Origin of the sequence: Pseudomonas entomophila, assembly GCF_029193575.1 — a bacterium.
Classification (GTDB): Bacteria; Pseudomonadota; Gammaproteobacteria; order Pseudomonadales; family Pseudomonadaceae; genus Aquipseudomonas; species Aquipseudomonas entomophila_G.
The window spans coordinates 41,648-62,521 of sequence record NZ_JARGCS010000022.1 but is presented as its reverse complement, the minus strand read 5'-3'; the positions used below and the strand labels follow the sequence as shown (position 1 = coordinate 62,521).

Annotated in this window: 19 protein-coding genes; 12 read left to right on the top strand and 7 right to left on the bottom strand. The window is 65.9% G+C overall.

Features of this window, described 5'->3' with window-relative positions; translation table 11 throughout:
- Positions 1-136: 136 nt before the first annotated feature.
- From bglX to P0Y43_RS10245, 6 genes are all read left to right on the top strand, one after another.
- Complete coding sequence (gene bglX / locus P0Y43_RS10270) at positions 137-2,428, top strand: beta-glucosidase BglX (RefSeq protein ID WP_275637183.1); 2,292 nt, start codon at positions 137-139, stop codon at positions 2,426-2,428.
- 127 nt (positions 2,429-2,555) lie between these two features.
- A complete protein-coding gene (locus tag P0Y43_RS10265) occupies positions 2,556-4,313 on the top strand; it encodes a sensor histidine kinase (RefSeq protein WP_275637182.1) in 1,758 nt (585 codons plus the stop codon).
- Positions 4,307-5,641, top strand: coding sequence for a sigma-54-dependent transcriptional regulator (locus P0Y43_RS10260; RefSeq protein WP_275637181.1), 1,335 nt, complete (start codon positions 4,307-4,309; stop codon positions 5,639-5,641). The genes P0Y43_RS10265 and P0Y43_RS10260 overlap by 7 nt, the downstream gene beginning before the upstream one ends.
- Positions 5,642-5,873: 232 nt before the next feature.
- A complete protein-coding gene (locus P0Y43_RS10255) occupies positions 5,874-7,193 on the top strand; it encodes an MFS transporter (RefSeq protein ID WP_275637180.1) in 1,320 nt (439 codons plus the stop codon).
- A 413-nt stretch (positions 7,194-7,606) separates the two neighbouring features.
- Positions 7,607-7,894: a hypothetical protein gene (locus P0Y43_RS10250; RefSeq protein ID WP_275637179.1), complete on the top strand. Its 288-nt coding sequence runs from the start codon at positions 7,607-7,609 to the stop codon at positions 7,892-7,894.
- Between the two features lie 117 nt (positions 7,895-8,011).
- Positions 8,012-8,617 carry a flavin reductase family protein gene (locus P0Y43_RS10245; RefSeq protein ID WP_275637178.1) on the top strand — a complete coding sequence of 202 codons (606 nt, stop codon included), beginning with the start codon at positions 8,012-8,014 and terminating at the stop codon, positions 8,615-8,617.
- Here the strand turns inward: P0Y43_RS10245 and P0Y43_RS10240 are convergent, their stop codons facing one another.
- Positions 8,618-8,851, bottom strand: coding sequence for a hypothetical protein (locus P0Y43_RS10240; RefSeq protein ID WP_275637177.1), 234 nt, complete (start codon positions 8,849-8,851; stop codon positions 8,618-8,620). It lies immediately after the preceding gene.
- A 128-nt stretch (positions 8,852-8,979) separates the two neighbouring features.
- Positions 8,980-9,273 carry a putative quinol monooxygenase gene (locus P0Y43_RS10235; RefSeq protein WP_275637176.1) on the bottom strand — a complete coding sequence of 98 codons (294 nt, stop codon included), beginning with the start codon at positions 9,271-9,273 and terminating at the stop codon, positions 8,980-8,982.
- 201 nt (positions 9,274-9,474) lie between these two features.
- Here P0Y43_RS10235 and P0Y43_RS10230 point away from each other — a divergent pair, with 201 nt between their 5' ends.
- Positions 9,475-10,407 (top strand): AraC family transcriptional regulator, encoded by a 933-nt coding sequence (locus P0Y43_RS10230; RefSeq protein ID WP_275637175.1) that lies wholly within the window; start codon positions 9,475-9,477, stop codon positions 10,405-10,407.
- A gap of 82 nt (positions 10,408-10,489) precedes the next feature.
- Here P0Y43_RS10230 and P0Y43_RS10225 read toward each other — a convergent pair whose 3' ends face one another.
- Positions 10,490-12,127 carry a 5-guanidino-2-oxopentanoate decarboxylase gene (locus P0Y43_RS10225; RefSeq protein ID WP_275637174.1) on the bottom strand — a complete coding sequence of 546 codons (1,638 nt, stop codon included), beginning with the start codon at positions 12,125-12,127 and terminating at the stop codon, positions 10,490-10,492.
- A gap of 113 nt (positions 12,128-12,240) precedes the next feature.
- Between P0Y43_RS10225 and P0Y43_RS10220 the strand changes: the two genes are divergently transcribed.
- The gene (locus P0Y43_RS10220) at positions 12,241-13,116 is read left to right on the top strand and encodes a LysR substrate-binding domain-containing protein (protein WP_275637173.1); all 876 of its coding nucleotides are present in this window, start codon (positions 12,241-12,243) and stop codon (positions 13,114-13,116) included.
- A gap of 46 nt (positions 13,117-13,162) precedes the next feature.
- On the opposite strand, the gene P0Y43_RS10215 is transcribed toward P0Y43_RS10220, so the two are convergent.
- Together P0Y43_RS10215 and P0Y43_RS10210 are read right to left on the bottom strand one after the other, a co-directional pair.
- Positions 13,163-13,777 (bottom strand): NAD(P)-dependent oxidoreductase, encoded by a 615-nt coding sequence (locus tag P0Y43_RS10215; protein ID WP_275637172.1) that lies wholly within the window; start codon positions 13,775-13,777, stop codon positions 13,163-13,165.
- Between the two features lie 30 nt (positions 13,778-13,807).
- On the bottom strand, positions 13,808-14,683 hold the full coding sequence (locus P0Y43_RS10210; RefSeq protein WP_275637171.1) for an MBL fold metallo-hydrolase: 876 nt from the start codon (positions 14,681-14,683) through the stop codon (positions 13,808-13,810).
- Positions 14,684-14,786: 103 nt separating this feature from the next.
- On the opposite strand from P0Y43_RS10210, the gene P0Y43_RS10205 reads away from it, so the two are divergent.
- A complete protein-coding gene (locus P0Y43_RS10205; RefSeq protein ID WP_275637170.1) occupies positions 14,787-15,701 on the top strand; it encodes a LysR family transcriptional regulator in 915 nt (304 codons plus the stop codon).
- A gap of 84 nt (positions 15,702-15,785) precedes the next feature.
- Complete coding sequence (locus tag P0Y43_RS10200; protein ID WP_275637169.1) at positions 15,786-15,959, top strand: hypothetical protein; 174 nt, start codon at positions 15,786-15,788, stop codon at positions 15,957-15,959.
- Positions 15,960-15,977: 18 nt separating this feature from the next.
- Here the strand turns inward: P0Y43_RS10200 and P0Y43_RS10195 are convergent, their stop codons facing one another.
- Positions 15,978-16,847 carry an isocitrate lyase/PEP mutase family protein gene (locus P0Y43_RS10195; RefSeq protein ID WP_275637168.1) on the bottom strand — a complete coding sequence of 290 codons (870 nt, stop codon included), beginning with the start codon at positions 16,845-16,847 and terminating at the stop codon, positions 15,978-15,980.
- 441 nt (positions 16,848-17,288) lie between these two features.
- Between P0Y43_RS10195 and P0Y43_RS10190 the strand changes: the two genes are divergently transcribed.
- Positions 17,289-18,740 (top strand): MDR family MFS transporter, encoded by a 1,452-nt coding sequence (locus tag P0Y43_RS10190; protein WP_275637167.1) that lies wholly within the window; start codon positions 17,289-17,291, stop codon positions 18,738-18,740.
- Positions 18,741-18,833: 93 nt separating this feature from the next.
- On the opposite strand, the gene P0Y43_RS10185 is transcribed toward P0Y43_RS10190, so the two are convergent.
- Positions 18,834-19,466, bottom strand: coding sequence for a TetR family transcriptional regulator (locus tag P0Y43_RS10185; protein WP_275637166.1), 633 nt, complete (start codon positions 19,464-19,466; stop codon positions 18,834-18,836).
- Positions 19,467-19,716: 250 nt separating this feature from the next.
- Between P0Y43_RS10185 and ttgA the strand changes: the two genes are divergently transcribed.
- Complete coding sequence (ttgA, locus tag P0Y43_RS10180; protein WP_275637165.1) at positions 19,717-20,871, top strand: toluene efflux RND transporter periplasmic adaptor subunit TtgA; 1,155 nt, start codon at positions 19,717-19,719, stop codon at positions 20,869-20,871.
- Positions 20,872-20,874 lie beyond the last annotated feature (3 nt).

The window sequence follows — 20,874 nt, the reverse complement described above, 5'->3', positions numbered from 1 at the left end:
TCGACCCCCACTTATAAGGCATAATCCGCGGCTGCCGCAGGAGGATGGGGGAGCGACCCGTTACACCACCAGCGGCCTTGACAACAACAGTCGTCCGAAAAATCGGCCGCGAGCGTACCACTCGACAACGGAATTGATGATGAAACTGTCCTTGCTGGGCCTGGCCATGGGCCTCGCCAGTCAGGCGGCCGTGGCCGCCACCTCCGCACCGCCCCTGCAAGACAAGCGGGCATTCATCGACCACCTCATCAGCCAGATGACCGTCGACGAGAAGATCGGCCAGTTGCGCCTGATCAGCATCAGCCCGGAAATGTCTCGCGAGAAGATCCGTGAAGAGATCGCCGCCGGTCGCATCGGCGGTACCTTCAACTCGCGCACCGCCCCCGAGAACCGGCCGATGCAGGACGCCGCCATGCGCAGCCGCCTGAAGATCCCGATGTTCTTCGCCTACGACACGATCCACGGCGAGCGCACCATCTTCCCGATCAGCCTGGGCCTGGCCGCGACCTGGGACATGGACGCCATCGCCAAGGTCGGCCGCACCTCGGCCATCGAAGCCTCGGCCGACGCCCTGGACATGACCTTCGCGCCGATGGTCGACGTCGCCCGCGACCCACGCTGGGGCCGCACCAGCGAAGGCTTCGGCGAAGACACCTACCTGACCTCGAAGATCGGCCAGGTGATGGTCAAGTCGTTCCAGGGCACGAGCCCTGCCAACCCCGACAGCATCATGGCCATCGTTAAGCACTTCGCCCTGTACGGCGCGGTGGAAGGCGGACGCGACTACAACACGGTCGATATGAGCCTGCCGAAGATGTACAACGACTACCTGCCGCCCTACCGCGCCGCCCTAGACGCCGGTGCCGGCGGGGTGATGGTGGCGCTGAACTCGATCAACGGCGTGCCCGCCACCTCCAACACCTGGTTGATGAACGACCTGCTGCGCGGGGAGTGGGGCTTCAAGGGCGTGACCATCAGCGACCATGGCGCCATCCAGGAGCTGATCAAGCACGGCGTGGCCCGCGATGGCCGCGAGGCGGCGAAGCTGGCGATCAAGGCCGGCATCGACATGAGCATGAACGACACCCTCTACGGCCAGGAGCTGCCGGGGCTGCTCAAGTCGGGTGAAGTGACCCAGGCCGAACTGGACCAGGCCGTGCGCGAAGTGCTCGGCGCCAAGTACGACATGGGCTTGTTCAAGAACCCCTACGTGCGCATCAGCAAGGCCGAGGACGACCTCAAGGACTACTACGGCAACGACCGCCTGCACCGCGACGCCGCCCGCGACGTGGCACGCCGCAGCCTGGTGCTGCTGGAAAACCGCGCGCAGACCCTGCCACTGAAGAAGGCCGGCACCCTCGCCCTGGTCGGCCCGCTGGCCGATGCACCGATCGACATGATGGGCAGTTGGGCCGCCGACGGCCGTCCGGAGCACTCGGTGACCGTGCGCGAAGGCCTGGCGCGTGCCCTCGAAGGCAAGGCCAAGGTGCTCTACGCCAAGGGCTCGAACATCACCGGCGACAAGGCGATCTTCGACTACCTGAACTTCCTCAACTTCGCTGCTCCGGAAATCATCGACGACCCTCGCCCGGCCGCGGTACTGATCGACGAAGCGGTCAAGGCTGCCCAGCAGTCCGACGTGGTGGTGGCGGTGGTCGGTGAATCGCGCGGCATGTCCCACGAATCGTCGAGCCGCACCACCCTGGAGATCCCGGCGGTGCAACGCGACCTGATCAAGGCACTCAAGGCCACCGGCAAGCCGCTGGTGCTGGTGCTGATGAATGGCCGGCCACTGTCGATCGGCTGGGAGCGCGAGCAGGCCGACGCCATCCTGGAAACCTGGTTCAGCGGCACCGAGGGCGGCAACGCCATCGCCGACGTGCTGTTCGGCGACTACAACCCTTCCGGCAAGCTGGCCATCACCTTCCCGCGCTCGGTCGGGCAGATCCCGATGTACTACAACCACCTGAACATCGGTCGCCCGTTCACCCCTGGCAAGCCGGGCAACTACACCTCGCAGTACTTCGAGGAGCCCAACGGCCCGCTGTACCCGTTCGGCTACGGCCTGAGCTACACCCACTTCGAGCTGTCGGGCCTGAGCCTGTCGCAGCAGGACCTCAAGCGCGGCGACAGCCTCGACGCCAAGGTGACGGTGAAGAATACCGGCAAGGTCGACGGCGAAACCGTGGTGCAGCTGTATGTGCAGGACGTCAGCGGCTCGATGATCCGCCCGGTGAAGGAGCTGAAGCACTTCCAGAAGCTGATGCTCAAGGCCGGCGAAGCACGGACCTTGAACTTCCGCATCAGCGAGGATGACCTGAAGTTCTACAATGGCCAGCTGCAACGCGTGGCCGAGCCTGGGCAGTTCAATGTGCAGGTCGGGCTCGACTCGCAAACGGTGCAGCAGCAGAGCTTCGAATTGCGCTGAGGCATCGCGCCCTATCGCGGGGCAAGCCCGCGCCTACAGGCTGCGCGGTACCTGTAGGCGCTGAGGCCCCGCGATAGGGCCGCCCCCGAAAACCAACCTCCCACAGCTCACCCCCAGGACCCGCCCCATGAGCGTCACCTTCCGCGCCCTGCGCCTGGGGCTGATCGTCCTGCTGATCCTGGCCGGCACCGCGCTCAGCGCCGGCTGGGCCATGCACCACGCCAAGCGCCAGGCGATGCAGACCGATGCGCGCCGCGCCAGCGAACAGCTGGCCCTGTACGCCAACGCCCTGCACACCCTGATCGAACGCTACCGCGCCCTGCCCGCCGTGCTGGCGCTGGACCCTGAACTGATCGACGCCCTGCGCGGCCCGGTCAGCGAACCGGTGCAGGACGCCCTGAACCACAAGCTCGAACGCATCAACGGCGCCGCCAACTCCTCCACCCTGGAACTGCTAGACCGCACCGGCCTCGCCGTGGCGGCCAGCAACTGGCGCCTGCCGACCACCTACGTCGGCTCCAACTACGGCTTTCGCCCCTACTTCAAGCAAACCCGCAGCCAAGGCAGCGGCCGTTTCTACGCCGTCGGCGTGACCAGCGGCGTGCCGGGCTACTTCCTCTCCAGCGCGGTCAACGACGAACACGGCCGCTTCCTCGGCGCCATGGTGGTCAAGCTGGAGTTCCCCGAACTGGAACGCGAATGGCGCCAGGGCAGCGACACCCTGCTGGTCAGCGATGCGCGCGGCATCATCTTCATCGCCAACCAGGACGGCTGGCGCTACCGCGAACTGCAACCGCTGAGCGCCGCCGACCGCGCCGAGCTGGCCGAGACGCGCCAGTACGATAAGCAACCGCTGGTGCCCTTGCAGCACCAGACCCTGGTGCGTTTCGACGAACACAGCCGGCTCACCCGCGTGCAGGGCCCGGAAGGCACGGGCGAATACCTCTGGGAAAGCCTGCCGCTGGCCACCGAAGGCTGGACCCTGCACCTGCTGCGCAAACCCCAGGTCGCCCAGGACGGTCGCGACGCCGCGCTGGGCGCTGCGGCCGTGTGGCTGAGCCTTGTGTTCGCCATCCTGTTCGTCAGCCAACGCCTGCGCCTGGCCCGCTTGCGCCAGCGCAGCCGCGAGGAGCTCACACGCCTGGTCGAAGAGCGCACCCGTGAACTGCGCACCGCCCAGGAGGGCCTGGTGCAGTCGGCCAAGCTGGCGGCCCTGGGGCAGATGTCCGCAGCGCTGGCCCATGAAATCAACCAGCCGCTGACCACCCAGCGCATGCAGCTGGAAACCCTGCGCCTGTTGCTCGACCACGGCCGCTACGATCAAGCCCGCCAGGCCCTGGAGCCGCTGGAGCAGATGCTCGCGCGCATGGCCGCATTGACCGGCCACCTCAAGACCTTCGCCCGCAACAGCCCCGGCGGGCTGCGCGAGCGCCTGGACCTGGCCACCGTGGTCGACCAGGCCCTGCACCTGCTCGACACGCGCATCCACGCCGAGGAGGTCGAGGTGGCGCTGTACCTGGCACGCCCCGCCTGGGTGCGCGGCGACGCGATCCGCCTGGAGCAGGTGCTGATCAACCTGTTGCGCAACGCCCTCGACGCCATGGCCGACAAGCGCTACAAACGCCTGGAGATCCGCATCGAAGCCGAGGGCGCGCACTGGCGCCTGAGTGTGCTCGACTCCGGCGGCGGCATCCCCGAAAGCGACCTGCCGCGCATCTTCGACCCGTTCTTCACCACCAAACCGGTGGGTGAAGGGCTGGGCCTGGGGTTGGCGATTTCCTATGGCATCGTCGCCGATGCCGGCGGCCAACTGCAGGTCGAGAACCTGGCCGGCGGCGCACGCCTGAGCCTTACACTGCCCCGCGACCTGGAGCCTGTATGTTGAATTCAGTGATCGTCGTCGACGATGAAGCGAGCATCCGCACTGCGGTGGAGCAATGGCTGAGCCTGTCCGGTTTCAGCGTGCAACTGTTCGCCCGTGCCGAGGACTGCCTGGCGCAACTGCCGCCACATTTCCCCGGCGTGGTCATCAGCGACGTGCGCATGCCCGGCATGGGCGGGCTGCAACTGCTCGAACGGTTGCTGGGCGACGACCCCGACCTGCCGGTGATCCTGCTCACCGGCCACGGCGACGTGCCTATGGCGGTGGAGGCCATGCGCAGCGGCGTCTACGACTTCCTGGAAAAACCCTTCACCCCGCAGAACCTGTTGGGCAGCCTGCGCCGTGCGCTGGACAAGCGCCAGCTGGTGCTGGAGAACCGCCGCCTGCACCAGCAGGCCGACCTCAAGGCGCGCCTGGAGACCACCCTGCTGGGCATGTCCCAGGGCCTGCAACAGCTGCGCCGCCAGGTGCTGGAGCTGGCGGGGCTACCGGTCAACGTGTTGATCCGCGGTGAAACCGGCAGCGGCAAGGAGCGCGTGGCGCGCTGCCTGCACGATTTTGGCCCGCGCGCCGACAAGCCCTTCGTCGCCCTGAACTGCGCGGCGATCCCCGAGACGCTGTTCGAGGCCGAGCTGTTCGGTCACGAGAGCGGCGCGTTCACCGGCGCCCAGGGCAAGCGCATCGGCAAGTTGGAGTACGCCAACGGCGGCACGGTGTTCCTCGATGAAATCGAAAGCATGCCGCTGGCCCAACAGGCCAAGCTGCTGCGGGTGATCCAGGAGCAGAAGCTCGAGCGCCTCGGTGCCAACCAGAGCATCAGCGTCGATTTGCGGATCATCGCCGCGACCAAGCCCGACCTGCTCGAAGAGGCCCGCGCCGGGCGCTTTCGCGAAGACCTGGCGTACCGCTTGAACGTCGCCGAGCTGCGCTTGGCGCCACTGCGCGAGCGGCGCGAAGACATCCCCCTGCTGTTCGAGCATTTCGCCCGCACCGCCGCCGAGCGCCTGGGCCGCGAGGCACCCGCGCTGTCCGGGGCGCAACTGGCGCAACTGCTGGGGCATGACTGGCCGGGCAACGTGCGCGAGCTGGCCAATGCCGCGGAGCGGCATGCGCTGGGGCTGGGTTCGGCGAGCATCGAAGTGACGCACACAGGGCAGTCGCTGGGTGAGCAAGTGGAGGCGTTCGAGGCCCAGTGCCTGCGCGCCGCCCTGCGCCAGCACAAGGGCGAGATCAAGGGGGTGATGGAAGCCCTGCAACTGCCGCGTCGTACCCTGAACGAGAAGATGCAGCGGCATGGGTTGGCGCGTGAGGATTTTCTCGAGCGCGAATGAGCGGTTTTTTGCCAGCCAGCGCCGCTCAATGAGCGGAAATCCGCTTATCAGTTAAGCATTCGGGTCCAGGGGCGCTTTATCGCGGTGCCAGCCCGCACCTCCAGGAGGCGCGTCGCGACTGGCTTCGCGCCCCCAAATGAACCACCGTGCATCCATTTGGCACACCTTCTGCAAAACCCCTCGCAAGCCGCGGTCCCGCGCGCCTCACAAAAACAACGAGAAGGTATCCCTGATGGATAACGCCACGACCCTGCCCGCCGGGGCGGCCACTGCGCCCGCCACGGAAAAAACCACCGCCAGCCGGCTGAAGTCGATCTTCAGCGGTTCGATCGGCAACATGGTCGAATGGTACGACTGGTACGTCTACGCCGCATTCTCGCTGTACTTCGCCAAGGCCTTCTTCCCGGCTGGCGACACCACCGCCCAACTGCTCAACACCGCCGCGATCTTCGCCGTGGGCTTCCTGATGCGCCCGATCGGTGGCTGGCTGATGGGCCTGTACGCCGACCGCAAGGGCCGCAAGGCCGCACTGATGGCGTCGGTGCTGCTGATGTGCGCCGGCTCCCTGGTCATCGCCCTGACCCCCGGCTACGAAACCATCGGCGTCGCTGCGCCCGTCCTGCTGGTGATCGCGCGCCTGATGCAGGGCCTGTCGGTCGGCGGCGAATACGGCACCTCGGCGACTTACCTCAGCGAAATGGCCAGCAAGGAACGCCGTGGCTTCTTCTCCAGCTTCCAGTACGTGACCCTGATTTCCGGCCAGCTCATCGCCCTGGCGGTGCTGATCATCCTGCAGAACACCCTGACCACCGAAGAGCTGTACGCCTGGGGCTGGCGCGTGCCGTTCGTGATCGGCGCGCTGTGCGCGGTGGTCGCGCTGTACCTGCGCCGTGGCATGGAGGAGACCGCCTCCTTCACCAAGAAGGAGAAGTCCGAGGAAAGCCTGATGCGCACCCTGCTGCGCCACCCCAAGGAACTGCTGACCGTGGTCGGCCTGACCATGGGCGGCACCCTGGCCTTCTACACCTACACCACCTACATGCAGAAGTACCTGGTCAACACCGTCGGTATGAGCATCAGCGACTCGACCACCATCTCGGCGGCCACGCTGTTCCTGTTCATGTGCCTGCAGCCGGTGATCGGCGGCTTGTCCGACAAGATTGGCCGACGCCCGATCCTGATCGCCTTCGGCGTGCTCGGCACCCTGTTCACCGTGCCGATCCTCAGCACCCTGCACACCATCCAGACCTGGTGGGGCGCGTTCTTCCTGATCATGGCGGCGCTGATCATCGTCAGCGGCTACACCTCGATCAACGCCGTGGTCAAGGCCGAGCTGTTTCCCACCGAGATCCGCGCCCTGGGCGTCGGCCTGCCCTACGCGCTGACCGTGTCGATCTTCGGCGGCACCGCCGAGTACGTGGCCCTGTGGTTCAAGAGCATCGGCATGGAGACCGGCTTCTACTGGTACGTCACTGGCTGCATCGCCTGCTCGCTGCTGGTCTACGCGACCATGAAGGACACCAAGCAGCATTCGCGGATCACCACTGACTGATCCGGCCTCACGGCAATGAAAAGGGGCGCCCCGTCAAACGGGGCGCCCCTTTTCATTGATGGGGGTGCCGAGCCACGGCGAAGCGGCTGCCGTGGGTGTCAGTACGGGTTTGCCCTGGGGTTGGGCATAAGACCCTTCGTCGCCCTCTCGCCAGTTTCCAATCGCTTAATTTCGCATTAATCCCACTCCGGCACTCTGCCATGGCTGGTGGAAACAAGCGCCCACGCCCAATACCCACGCTCGATAGCTGTTCAAGAGACAGGCCTGACGGCCTGTATCAAACGCAACCAGCGCACAAAATATCGATAAAATAGATTTTTAAAGGCAATTTTTTGCGCTTTTTAATCAAATTAATAGGCGTAGCATTGAACCCATAGCAACAACAAACCCCCGAACCTACTGGAGCAACGACCATGAAAAAGCAACTGATCCTCACCCTGGCCCTCTCGGTTTTCGCTGCTGGCGCCTTTGCCGAAGATGGCTTTGACCGCACCCAGAGCCACACCTTCAGCGCCGTGCAGACCCCGTCGGCCACCTATGCCGAAGATGGCTTCGATCGCACCAACGGCAACCGCTTCGCCGAAGACGGCTTCGATCGCACCAACGGCAACCGCTTCGCCGAAGACGGCTTCGACCGCACCAACGGCAACCGCTTCGCCGAAGATGGCTTCGACCGCACCAACGGCAACCGCATCAGCTGATCACTGATGCGTGCTCCCAGCCCGGCTTAGGCCGGGCTTGATCATTTTCAGCCGGCCCAAGGCTTGGCACACTAGGCGCCTCGTCCATCCCAGAGGAAGGGCCACGGCCCTGCGCAGATGTACTACTACGAACCCGCCCAAGGCCACGGCCTGCCCCACGACCCGTTCAACGCCATTGTCGGCCCCCGGCCCATTGGCTGGATCTCCTCCCAAGACCGCGAAGGCCGCCTGAACCTGGCGCCCTACAGCTTCTTCAACGCCTTCAACTACATTCCGCCGATCGTCGGTTTCTGCAGCGTCGGTCGCAAGGACAGCCTCAACAACATCGAACAGACCGGCGAGTTCGTCTGGAACCTGGCTACGCGCCCACTGGCCGAGCAGATGAACCAGAGCTGCGCGGCCGTCCCGGCTGAGGTCGATGAATTCGTACTGAGCGGCTTGACCCCGGCAGCCTCGCGGGTGGTCGCGGTGCCGCGGGTGGGCGAAAGCCCGGTGAACTTCGAGTGCAAGGTGAGCCAGATCATCCAGCTCAAGCGCGCCGACCAGGCGCTGGTGCCCAGTTGGCTGATCCTCGGCGAGGTGGTGGCGGTGCACATCGCCGAGCACCTGCTCAAGGACGGTATCTACGACACCGCCGCCGGCGAGCCGATTTTGCGCGGCGGCGGCCCGGCGGACTACTTCGAGCTGGGCAATCTGTTCAAGATGGGCCGCCCGAAGGCGTGATCAGAAGCGCAGTTCGCCTTCGTCGCCGACGCCTTGAAGGCGTTCGAGTTCGGCGGTGGCCGCCGCATCGGCCGCCACCGCCGAGGTGAACAGCTGGTCGTCGAGGACCTTGTGGAAGCGCGGTGCGCCGCCCATGCCCAAGGCCTTCACGGCGATCGCCGCGTGGTAGCCACCGCCTTGGGCCGGCACCATGGCCGAGACGGCTTCGAAGCCTGGGAATTCCCTGCGTGCCATTGCAATGCACTCCTGCTGTTGATCGAGGGCGCGCATTCTACCGCAATCGCGGGGCAAGCCCGCTCCCACAAGTTCAGCGCTGACAGAGGGTACGAGGTGAACGGGTAGGCCGGAACAGCCACTGCACATCAGGCAAAGGTATGCAGGTCAAGGCTCTCCACCACCCGCTCCTGCACCAGCTCGCCGAATACCGCCAGCGTCGGCGAGGCGAAATACCCGCTCATCGCCTGCTGGTCCTGCCAACTGCCGCTGAGCATCCACAGGTCGCTATCGGCCTGCGAGCACTGCACGGTGAAACTCAAGCAACCTGGGGTGCGCAGCGTAGGCTCCAGCAGGTCGCGCAGGCGCATGCCGAGTTCCGCCGAACGACCATTGCTTGCACGGATGAAAGCCAGGTGAGTGACCGGTTGGTTCAGGGTCATGAACGATCTCCTTGAAGCGGGCGGGACGTAAAGGCCAGGCTGCCAAGGTTAGGGCACGCCCCGCGCGCAGCGTTAGGCCAATACTGCTCGCCGATTGCCTGATCCTGCCGCAGTGCAGGATCAGGCAATCCACGTGCAGCATTCGACTAGCGCCCGCGCGGGCCCCAACCTATGCTGGCCCGGTCCCTGGAGGAACACCTCATGACCGCCCCTTCGTCTCCCGCCAAGCCCCTCGACCCCACCCTGGAAGCCCAGCGCCAGGAGCTCGCAGGCCTGATTCAGCGTCACGCCACCCACCCGCATGGCACGGTCTCGGCCATCGAGGCCCTGTACCTGTCCAGCTACCAGGAAAACGTCCGCTCGGTGCCGGGCTTGGCGCTTCCGGCACTGTGCGTGCTTGCCCAAGGCAGCAAGAGCCTGTTCCTGGGCGACGAGCAGTACGCCTACGACCCACTGAACTACATGGTGGTCTCGGTGACCATGCCGATCAGCGGGGTCAAGCTCGACGCCAGCCCTGAGCAACCGGCCCTGGGCCTGCGCCTGGACCTGGATGCCGCCGAGATCAGCCGACTGATCGCCGAAAGCGGGCCGATGCTGGTGCCCAACCTGCCCTCAGGGCGCGGCCTGTATGTGGAAAAGCTCGACCCGCACCTGCTCGACGCCATGCTGCGCCTGGTGCGGCTGCTCGACACCCCGCGCGATATCCCGATGCTCGCGCCGCTGATCCGCCGCGAGATCCTCTACCGCTTGCTGCGTGGGCCACAAGGGTATCGGCTGTATGAAATCGCCCTGGCCAACAGCCAGACCCATCGGGTGAGCCAGGCCATCACCTGGCTGAACAACCACTTTCACCTGCCGTTGCGTATCGAGGAACTGGCGCGGGAAGTCAACCTGAGCACGTCGACCCTGCACCATCGGTTCAAGGCAGTGACGTCCATGAGCCCGTTGCAGTACCAGAAGCAGTTGCGTTTGCAGGAAGCGCGGCGGCTGATGCTCAACGATGGGCTGGAGGCGGCGGTGGCCGGGTATCGGGTGGGGTACGAGAGCCCCTCGCAGTTCAGCCGCGAGTACAGTCGGCTGTATGGCGCGCCGCCGCTTCGGGATGTGGCGCGGTTGCGCGCCAGCGCGGGGTGACACGGGCCCTCTCGCGGGGCAAGCTCGCACAGGTGCCGCGCCGCTTTTCAAAACGGCAAGGCATCCTGCGCGATGACTCGCTTTAGCCAGCCACTGCCGCCTGCCACTGCGCCTGGTCGACCTGGATCAGCGTCGGCCCCTTGCGCTCCACGGCCTTGGCCAACGCCGCCTGCAACTGCGCCACGTCACCGACGTTCTCGGCTGCCGCGCCCAACGCCTGGGCCACGCCGATGAAGTCCGGGGTGTGGATGTCCACGCCCACCGGCTCGATGGCGCGGTTGACCATGTACTTCTTGATTTCCTCGTAGCCCTGGTTGTTCCACAGCAGCACGATCATCGGCACCTGGGCCTCCACCGCGCTGGCCAGCTCCGGCAGGGTGAACTGCAGGCCGCCGTCGCCAATCAGGCACACCGACGGTGAGCGTTCGGCGATGGCCTCGGCGCTGCCGAGCCAGGCGCCCATCGCCGCCGGCAGGGCGTAGCCGAGGGTGCCGTAGCCGGTCGAGGCGTTGAACCAGCGCCGCGGGCGGTCCAGGTCGAGGGTCAGGTTGCCGCTGTACACCGGCTGGGTCGAGTCACCGACCAGAATCGCGTCCGGCAGGGTTTGCAACACAGCGGTGAGCAGGCGGGTCTGGCTCAGCGTCGGGTGGTCCCAGGCGCCGGCCAAGTCCTGGCGCAGGCGCGCGGCGCGGGCAGCGCCCCAGCTGGCCTCGCGTGGCGGTTGCGGTTGCGCGGCCAAGGCGCCGAGCAAGGCGTCGGCGGCCTGTTCGGCATCCGCCACCAGGGCCAGTTCGGGCAAGTAGTTGCGCACCGTCTGGTCCGGGTCGATGTCGATGCGCAGCAGGCTGCCGGGGATCTCGAAGCCACCCTTGAAGGTCACGTCGTAGTCGGTTTCGGCGAGCTCCGTGCCGATGGCCAGCACCACGTCGGCCTCGGCGACCAGCGCCCGGGTGGCTGGCAGCGATTGCGTAGAACCGATCTGCAACGGGTGCGCGGCAGGCAATAGGCCCTTGGCGTTGATCGTCAGCGCTACCGGGGCTTGCAGGTGCTCGGCGAGTTTCGCCAGCGCCGCGCCTGCCGCCAAGGCGCCACCCCCGGCGAGAATCAGCGGGCGACGGGCATTGGCCAAACGCTCAGCCATGCGCGCCACCGCCTGCGACGCGGCGCCGGCGCGTTCGGTGCGCACCGGGCGGGCCGGCAGCAGGTGGTCGGCCGGCTCGACCAGCACGTCCAGCGGGATCTCGATGTGCACCGGGCGTGGGCGTGCGCCGTCGAACACGGCGAACGCTCGGGCCAGCACCTGGGGCAGGTCGTCGGCGCTCATCAGGGTTTGCGAGAACGCGGCCACACCGGCCACCAGCGCTGACTGGTTAGGCAACTCGTGCAACTTGCCACGGCCACCGCCCAGCGCCTCGCGCGACTGCACGCTGGAAATCACCAGCATCGGGATCGAGTCGGCATAGGCCTGGCCCATCGCGGTGGTGATGTTGGTCATGCCGGGGCCGGTGATGATGAAGCACACCCCCGGTTTGCCACGGGTACGCGCATAACCGTCGGCCATGAAGCCAGCGCCCTGCTCGTGGCGCGGGGTGACGTGGCGGATCGACGAGCCCGCCAAGCCGCGATAGAGCTCCACGGTATGCACACCGGGAATTCCGAAGACATGGTCCACGCCATAGCCTTCGAGGAGTTTGACCAGTACTTCGCCACAGGTTGCCATCGTCTTCACCCTGATTCTTGTTGAAATCAGTGCTCATTGGACCCAAGGCGCCGCTACCGCCACAATGCAAAAAAACACATACTAGCCATGTCTCCAGATCATGGCTCGCCGCGATGAAACGACTCCCGCCCCTGCCCGCCCTGCATACCTTCCTGGTCACTGCCCAGCACTGCAACTTCACCCGCGCGGCGCAACAGCTGCACCTCACCCAGGGCGCGGTCAGCCGGCAGATCGCCGGGTTGGAGGAGCACCTGGGCTACGCCCTGTTCCAGCGCCAGGCGCGCGGCCTGAGCCTGACCCGCGAGGGCCAGGACTGGCTGCCCCGGGTGCAGCAAGTGTTCGGCCTGATCGAACAAGGCGTTCGCGAGGTCGGCGGGCGCAGCGCCACCTTGCAGCTCAAGGCGCCGACCTGCGTGATGCGCTGGCTGCTGCCACGGCTGATGGAGTGGCAAGCGCTACACCCGGACGTGCCAGTGGAGCTGACCACCACCGTGCAGCACGGGGTGGACTTCCGCCATGAAGGCTTCGACGCGGCGGTGGTCTACGGCAGCGCTCCGAACCACGGCTTGCAGGTGCGCAAGCTGTTCGACGAGCAACTGACGCCGGTGTGCGCCCCCGCCCTGCTCGACGGTCGCGTACCGTTGCAGCGCTTGGAAGACCTGGAGCGGCACATGCTGCTGCACCCCTCGCGTGACGAGCGCGACTGGCAGCTGTGGCTGCAGGCGGCGGGCGCGGGGTTCGAGCCGCACGGGCCGAAGCAGCATTTCGAGACCTTGGACATGGCGATGGCCATGGCCTCCCAGGGCACCGGGGTGGCGATCGGCGACTGGGCGCTGATCGGCGATGACTTGCGCAGTGGCCGGTTGTGCATGCCGTTCGGGTTGAAGGTGATGACCGGCAAGGGGTATTACCTGGTCAGCCCATCGAAGGCGATGCCTGCGGGGTTGGTGGCGTTGCTGACGTGGCTGGAAGAACAAGGTCGGCAGTGAGCACCCGCCCCCTGTAGGAGCGGGCGTGCCCCGCGATGCAGACGCCTCAATACCCGACGGTGAACCGCTGACGCGAATGCGCCGGCTTCTCCAGTTCGTCGATCAACGCGATGGCGTAATCGGCAAAGGTGATCCAGCTCTTGCCGTCCCCCCCGATCAGCAGATGGTCCTGCCCCACCCGGTACTGCCCGCTGCGCTGCCCTTCGACGAACTCCGCCGACGGCGACAGGAACGTCCAGTCCAGCTCCGCCTCCTGGCGCAGTGCCTCGAGAAACCGCACCCCACCGTTGGCCTCGGCCTTGTACGCCTCGGGGAAATCCGGGCTGTCGATCACCCGCTGCCCCGACGGCAACAGCAGGCTACCGGCCCCGCCCACCACCAGCAGGCGCTCGACCCCGGCACGCTTGAGCGGCGCGATCACCGCCTGGGGCTCAAGGGTGGAGAAATGCGCCGCGCTCAGCACCGCGTCCACGCCACTGACCGCCGCCTGCAACGCGGCAGCATCGTTGGCATCCAGCGCCTTGACCGTGACACCCGCGCGCCCTTGCAACGTCGACGGATCACGGGCGATGGCGACCACCTCGTGTCCACGGCGCAGGGCCTCTTCCAGCAGTTGGCTGCCTGCGCGGCCCGTTGCGCCGATGATTGCGATCTTGCTCATGGGAAACACTCCATCAGGGTTGAAAAGGGGTTACCACTTCATTTCGCCCTTGGCGACCTTGGCGCCAAGTTCCAGCGAGCTTTGCTCGGCCAGGCCGGGGTAGCGCTTGTTCATCGCCGCCACCAGCGCGGCAGCGTCAGCGGCCTTGGCCGTTTCGGCGTCGAAGGCGCGGATGTAGTCGGCGGTGAAGCGCACCGCGTCCAACGAGCGGCTGGGCTGGCCCAGGTAGTGGCCGGGGACCACCGTGCGCGGGCCGAGTTGCTCGATGCGGGCCAAGGTGCCGAGCCAGTCGGCGTGGGATTGAGGCGACTGGGTGTCGGCCATCCACACGTGGATATGCTCGGACACCACCACGCCACCGACCACCGCCTTGATCGTCGGGATCCACACGAAACTGCGGTCCGGCTGCGGGCCGTCCAGGCCGATGACCTCCAGCGCCTGGCCTTCGAGTTCGAGGCGATTGCCGTCCAGCACCTGCGGCACGATGAGCCTGACGGGTTTGTCGGCGCCCATTTTCGGGCCCCAGTAGGCAAGCTTGGCATCCATGGTCTGGCGGATGTGCGCCACGGTGGCGGCCGAAGCGACCACCTTGGCCTGGGGAAAAGCGCGGGTCAGGGTGTCCAGGCCGAAGTAGTAGTCCGGGTCGCCATGGCTGATGTAAATGGTGGTCAGGCGCTTGCCGCTGGCGCGCAGGCGCTCGGCCACCTGCTCGGCCTGGGCCTTGCCGAACTGGGCGTCGACCAGCACCGCGTCGCGCTCGCCGCTGACGATCACTGAACTGACCGGGAACAGCGCGTCCTGTCCGGGGTTGTAGACATCCAGTTGCAGCGGCGCGGCGGCCAGGGCCTGGCCGGCCAAGGCGGCGCAGGCCAGCAGCACGCCGCGCAAGGGGGTGAGGATCGACATCGCAAGGTCCTGTGAGCGGAAAGATGGAACACAGCTTAGTTGCCCGATCCGTCACAAAAAATGCGATGCTTGAACATAGTTTGTTTCTGAAATCGGGCAAATCATGGACCGTCTGAACGCCATGCGCGTGTTCGTCACCGTCGTCGACCTCGGCAGCCAATCAGCGGCGGCGGATCACCTGGAAATGTCACGCCCTGTGATCTCACGCTACCTGGCCGAGCTCGAGGAGTGGGTCGGGGCACGCCTGATGCAGCGCACCACGCGCAAGCTGAGTTTGACCGCCGCCGGCCAGGAAACCTTGCCCCGCTGCCGCCAGCTCCTGGATTTGGCTGGCGACCTGCAAACCGCCGTGCGCCACCCCGACGACGCCCCGCGCGGCGAACTGCGCATCAGCGTCAGCACCTCGTTCGGCCAGGCGCAGTTGGTGGATGCCGTGGCCGACTACGTGCAGCGTTACCCAGGCGTGAAGGTGGAGCTGCAGATGCTTGATCGCACGGTCAACCTGGTGGACGAACGCATCGACCTGGCGATCCGCACCAGCAACGACCTGGACCCGAATCTGATCGCCCGACGCTTGAGCGTATGCCGTTCGGTCATCTGCGCCGCACCGGCCTATTTGCAGGAGCGGGGCATGCCGACGCAGGTAGAGGAACTGAGCGCGCACAACTGCCTGACCCATGCCTATTTCGGGCACAGCCTTTGGCATTTCGAGGTGAACGGGCAGTCGGTGGCGGTGCCGGTGCAGGGCAACATCAGCGCCAACGAGGCCATGACCTTGCAGAAGGCCGCCATCGCCGGAGCCGGTATCGCCATGTTGCCGACCTATTCGGCGGCCCAGGCGTTGCGCAGTGGCGAGCTGGTGCGCGTGCTGCCCGATGCACGGCCACGGGAACTGAGGCTGAACGCGGTTTACACCTCGCGCAAGCACATGCCGGCGACACTGCGCAGCATGCTGGATTTCCTCGCGCAGCGGTTCAGTGATGAGCCGGCGTGGGACCGAGACCTGCACCCCCTGTAGGAGCGCGTGCGTTCAGGCAACACGGCCCTGAAACCTCGCCTATGCTTACGACACAACCTGTTGCAATAGCAGGAGGTAAGCACCATGGGCATCAAGTCCCGCCGTTGCCTGATCGTCGTAGGCCTGCTCGCCGTGGCTGGCCTGTACGGGTCGGCCTGCTGGCGCGTCGAGCTGCTGCGCAACCAACCCAATGCCTCGGCCACATGCGTGCACGAGCATTGCGTGCCTCACACCGCGACCTTGAGCGCCCTCAGGTAAGTCAGCGGCGCGTGCCGCTCACTCCTCGACGCTCATGTATTCCTTGGCCCAGCGGATGTAGTCCTCAGGCTGGGTGTAGGTGTGCGAGAGCTCGGTGGCGCTGAGGTTCTCGGATTTGTTCTGCTCGCCACGCTGCAGGCGCAGGCAGTCGTAGGTCGCCTTGATCGCGGCGAAATAGGCGGCGTGACCGTCGACCACGATGCGCACGCCCAGGCGCGCCAGGCGCGCGTCGTCGCGCAGGTTCGGGTTGCCGTAGCTGACCAGCATCAGCGGCACGCTCAGGTGCTCGGCGATCTGCTCCAGTTGCTCGAAATCCTTCACCCCGACCATGCAGATACCGTCGGCACCGGCCTTCTGGTAGCTCTGGGTGCGGACGATGATTTCCTCGGTGGTCAGCACGCCAGCATTGGTCCGGGCGATGATCGACAACGCTGAGTCGACCCGCGCCTCGAGGGCCGCGCGAATCTTGCCGACGCCCTCCTCGACCGGAATCAGGTCGGTGGACTTGCGGCCGAACTGCGCGGGCAGCAGGGTGTCTTCGAGGGTCAATGCGGCCACACCGGCGCGCTCCAGCTCGATCACCGTGCGCATCACGTTGAGCGCATTGCCATAGCCATGGTCGGCGTCGGCGATCACCGGCAGTTGGGCCACACGACCGATGCGGGTGGCCTGCTCGACGAACTCGCTGAGGCTGATCAAGGCGAAGTCAGGAGCCGCCAGCACCTGCAGCGAAGCGACCGAACCACCGAGGATGCCGACCTCAAAACCAAGGTCTGCGGCAATGCGTGCCGACATGGGGTCGAAAACCGAGGCGGTGTGATAGCACGAGCCTGACGCGAGCAGCTCGCGGAAGGCAAAACGCAGATCGTGGTGGGAAGCCTTGGGCATGATCACTCCGCATGAAAAATGAAATGTTGAACTGTCTGACTATCGACCCCGGGTCGGGTCTACCTGATCTGTTTCCAACCGTCGCCATCAGGGCGGTCATGCTCGACATGCAGGCAGAGGAATAGAACGCGTGGGGAGCAGCGGCACGGAAACCCTGCGCTGAAAATGCACCAAAGCAGTGCAATATCGCGGGTTTGGGCGGCTGCGGTACTGCAACGATATCACGCGGCCATGCGCTACCGGATGAAAGCGCCAATGCCGATCGTGCATAGGGGATGCAGATAGTACATAGGAAGCTACCTAAATCAGGTTACAATTTGTGTCGCCTTCATCGCGGGCAAGCCCCACAGGTTCACCACCGTCCCTGCAGGAGCGGGCTTGCCCCGCGATCGCGTCGGCACAAACACCCCGCCACCACCCTGACAACAAGGTGCCCCCGCCGTGACCGCCGCCCTTCCCCCCGCCGTCTTGCGCAGCGTGCTCAGCGCGCTGATGCTGGCGATTCTTCTCGGAGCGCTGGACCAGACCATCGTCGCCGTCTCCTTGCCGGCGATCTCCGCCCAGTTCAACGATGTCGGCCTGCTCGCCTGGGTCATCTCCGGCTACATGGTCGCGATGACCGTGGCCGTGCCGATCTACGGCAAGCTCGGCGACCTGTATGGGCGCCGGCGCATGATCCTCACCGGTACTGCCCTGTTCACCCTGGCCTCGATATTCTGCGCCCTGGCCCAGAACATGGAGCAACTGGTGCTGGCGAGGGTGCTGCAGGGCATTGGCGCCGGCGGCATGGTGTCGGTGAGCCAGGCGATCATCGGCGACTTCATCCCGCCGCGCGAGCGCGGCCGCTACCAGGGCTACTTCAGCAGCATGTACGCGCTGGCCAGCGTTGCCGGGCCTGTGCTGGGTGGGTGGTTGACCGAATACCTGTCCTGGCGCTGGGTGTTCTGGATCAACCTGCCGCTGGGCATATTGGCCTGGTGGGTGATCCGCCGAGCGCTGATCGGCATGCCGGTGACGCGCCGTGAGGCCCGCGTCGACTACCTCGGCGCCCTGCTGCTGATCCTCGGCCTGGGCAGCCTGCTGCTGGGCGTTACCCTGGTCGGCCAGGGCCACGCCTGGCTGGCGCCGCCCGTGCTGGCGCTGTTCGCCTGCGCGCTGCTGGGCCTGGCCTTGTTCGTTGCTCATGAGCGCCGCTGCGAAGAGCCGCTGCTGCCGCTCAAGTTGTTCGGCAACCGCGTCGCGGTGCTGTGCTGGGCGGTGATCTTCTCGGCCAGTTTCCAAGCGATCTCGCTGACCATGCTCATGCCCCTGCGCTATCAGAGCATCACCGGGGCCGGCGCCGACAGTGCCGCCCTGCACCTGCTGCCGCTGGTCATGGGGCTACCGATGGGTGCGTTCAGCGCCGGACGCCTGACCACCTTCAGCGGCCGCTACAAACCGCAGATTCTCACCGGCGCCGTACTGATGCCGCTGGCCATCGTCGGCATGGCGCTGACGCCGCCGCAGTCGGCACTGCTCAGCGCGCTGTTCATGCTGCTCACCGGCATCGCCTGTGGGTTGCAGTTCCCCACTTCGCTGGTGGGCACGCAGAATGCGGTGCAGATGCGCGACATCGGCGTGGCCACCAGCACCACCAACCTGTTCCGCTCGCTGGGCGGGGCGATGGGCGTGGCATGCATGTCCAGCTTGTTGCTGGCGCTGCTGCACCAGGGTGGGCTGGAACTGGTCGGCGATCCGCTGCTGGGGAGCCTGAAAGCCGGCGAGGTCGACCTGGTGACCCAGGGGCATCTGCTGGAGACGTTCAAGGTCTTGCTGCTGGCCAGCGCGGGGGCGGCGGGGGTGGGGTTGCTGGCGGCGCTGGCGTTGCCGGATCGGCAGTTGCGGGGGCATTGAGGGGGAGAGTACGCGGTGGGTCCCATCGCGGGGCAAGCCCGCGAAGGGTCCTACAACATCGGTAAACAGTTCCTCACAATCCTTAACAAAGTGTCATTTGCGCAAGGCAGGGCTCAGGCGCAGCATATCCAGCCCGGTGTCGACCCAGTGTTCGGCACCACCCAGCAGGTCGAAACTGTCCGGCAGCAGCAGCCAACGCCCGATCAAGCCATCGACGTAGGCGAACATGGCGATCGCCGCCCGCTCGACATCCAGGTCGGTGGGCAGCTGGCCACGGCGCACGGCGTTGCCCAAGGCGCGAGCGATGCCCTCGTGGCACTCTACGATCGCCCCCTGGCGCTGCTGGCGGATCTCACACATGTCATCGGTGAACTCGCACTTGTGATGCAGGATTTCATTGATACGCCGGGTCCTGGCGTCGAGCACCAGCTCGCTGAACACTTGCAACAGCAGCTTGCGCATGCAGCCGAGCGGGTCGAGTTCGTCCTCGCTCTCGCTGGCCCGTGCCAGGTGGTCATGGGTCTCGTGCAGGCTGTCCAGCAGCGCCTGCACCAAGTCGGCCTTGTTGCTGAAATGCCAATAGATGGCCCCTCGGGTCACGCCCGCCAACTCGGCGATATCGGCCAACGTGGTTCGCGCAACCCCGCGCTTGTAGAAAGCCTTTTCCGCCGCCTCGATGATCTGCGCGCGGGTTTCCTGGGCTTCCTCTTTGGTACGACGGACCATGGCAGCTCAACCTCATTTGGGCCCGGCGCCTCGAGCGCACGGGTATCGGGCCGGGGTCGCCTCTGCAGGGCGTCTCCCGGGGATTAATCACGTTATGGGGTAGTAGCCAGGTACCACCACCGGCTATTTACAAACAACCATGAATGTAAGTATATTCCTTAGCATCCTACTTATCCACCCGATAACCACTTTCCGACAATACTCTTCCACTATTCTTGAGCTCCCCCGCTCCAGCGACCCGAGGATCCTCATGCAATTCAAGCCAGCCGTAACCGCCCTGGTTTCCGCCGTCGCCCTGGCAACCCTGCTCAGTGGCTGCAAGAAAGAAGAAGCAGCGCCAGCGGCGCAGGCTCCTCTGGTCGGCGTGGTGACCCTTCAGCCGCAAGCCTTCACCCTGACCTCGGAACTGCCGGGGCGCACCAGCGCCTTCCGCGTCGCCGAGGTCCGCCCGCAGGTCAACGGCATCATTCTCAAGCGCCTGTTCAAGGAAGGCAGCGACGTCAAGGAAGGGCAGCAGCTCTACCAGATCGATCCCGCCGTCTACGAGGCCAACCTGGCCAACGCCCAGGCCAACCTGCAAGCCACCCGCTCGCTGGCCGAACGCTACAAGCAGTTGATCGACGAGCAGGCGGTGTCCAAGCAGGAATACGACGACGCCAATGCCAAACGATTGCAGGCCGACGCCTCCCTCAAGAGCGCGCAGATCGACCTGCGCTACACCAAGGTGCTGGCGCCGATCAGTGGCCGTATCGGCCGTTCCACGGTGACCGAAGGCGCGCTGGTGAGCAATGGCCAGACCAACGCCATGGCGACCATCCAGCAGCTCGACCCGATCTACGTCGACGTCACCCAGTCCACCGCCGAGCTGCTCAAACTGCGCCGCAGCCTGGAAAGCGGTCAGTTGCAGAAAGCCGGCGACAACGCCGCCAAGGTGCAACTGGTGCTTGAGGACGGCAGCCTGTTCAAGCAGGAAGGCAAGCTGGAGTTCTCCGAAGTCGCGGTCGACGAGACCACCGGTTCGGTGACCCTGCGCGCCGTCTTCCCCAACCCCGACCACACCCTGCTGCCCGGCATGTTCGTGCATGCCCGCCTGCAGGCCGGGGTCGCTGCCAACGCCATCCTGGCGCCACAGCAAGGGGTCACCCGCGACCTCAAGGGCGCGCCGACCGCGCTGGTGGTCAACCAGGAGAACAAGGTCGAACTGCGCCAGCTCAAGGCCAGCCGCACCCTGGGCAGCGACTGGTTGATCGAGGAAGGCCTCAACACGGGCGACCGCCTGATCACCGAAGGGCTGCAATTCGTGCGCCCCGGCGTCGAGGTCAAGGTCGGCGAAGCCACCAACGTCAAGAAGCCGGCCGGCCCGGCCCAGGCCAACGCAGCGAAAGCAGACGCCAAAGCGGAGTAAACC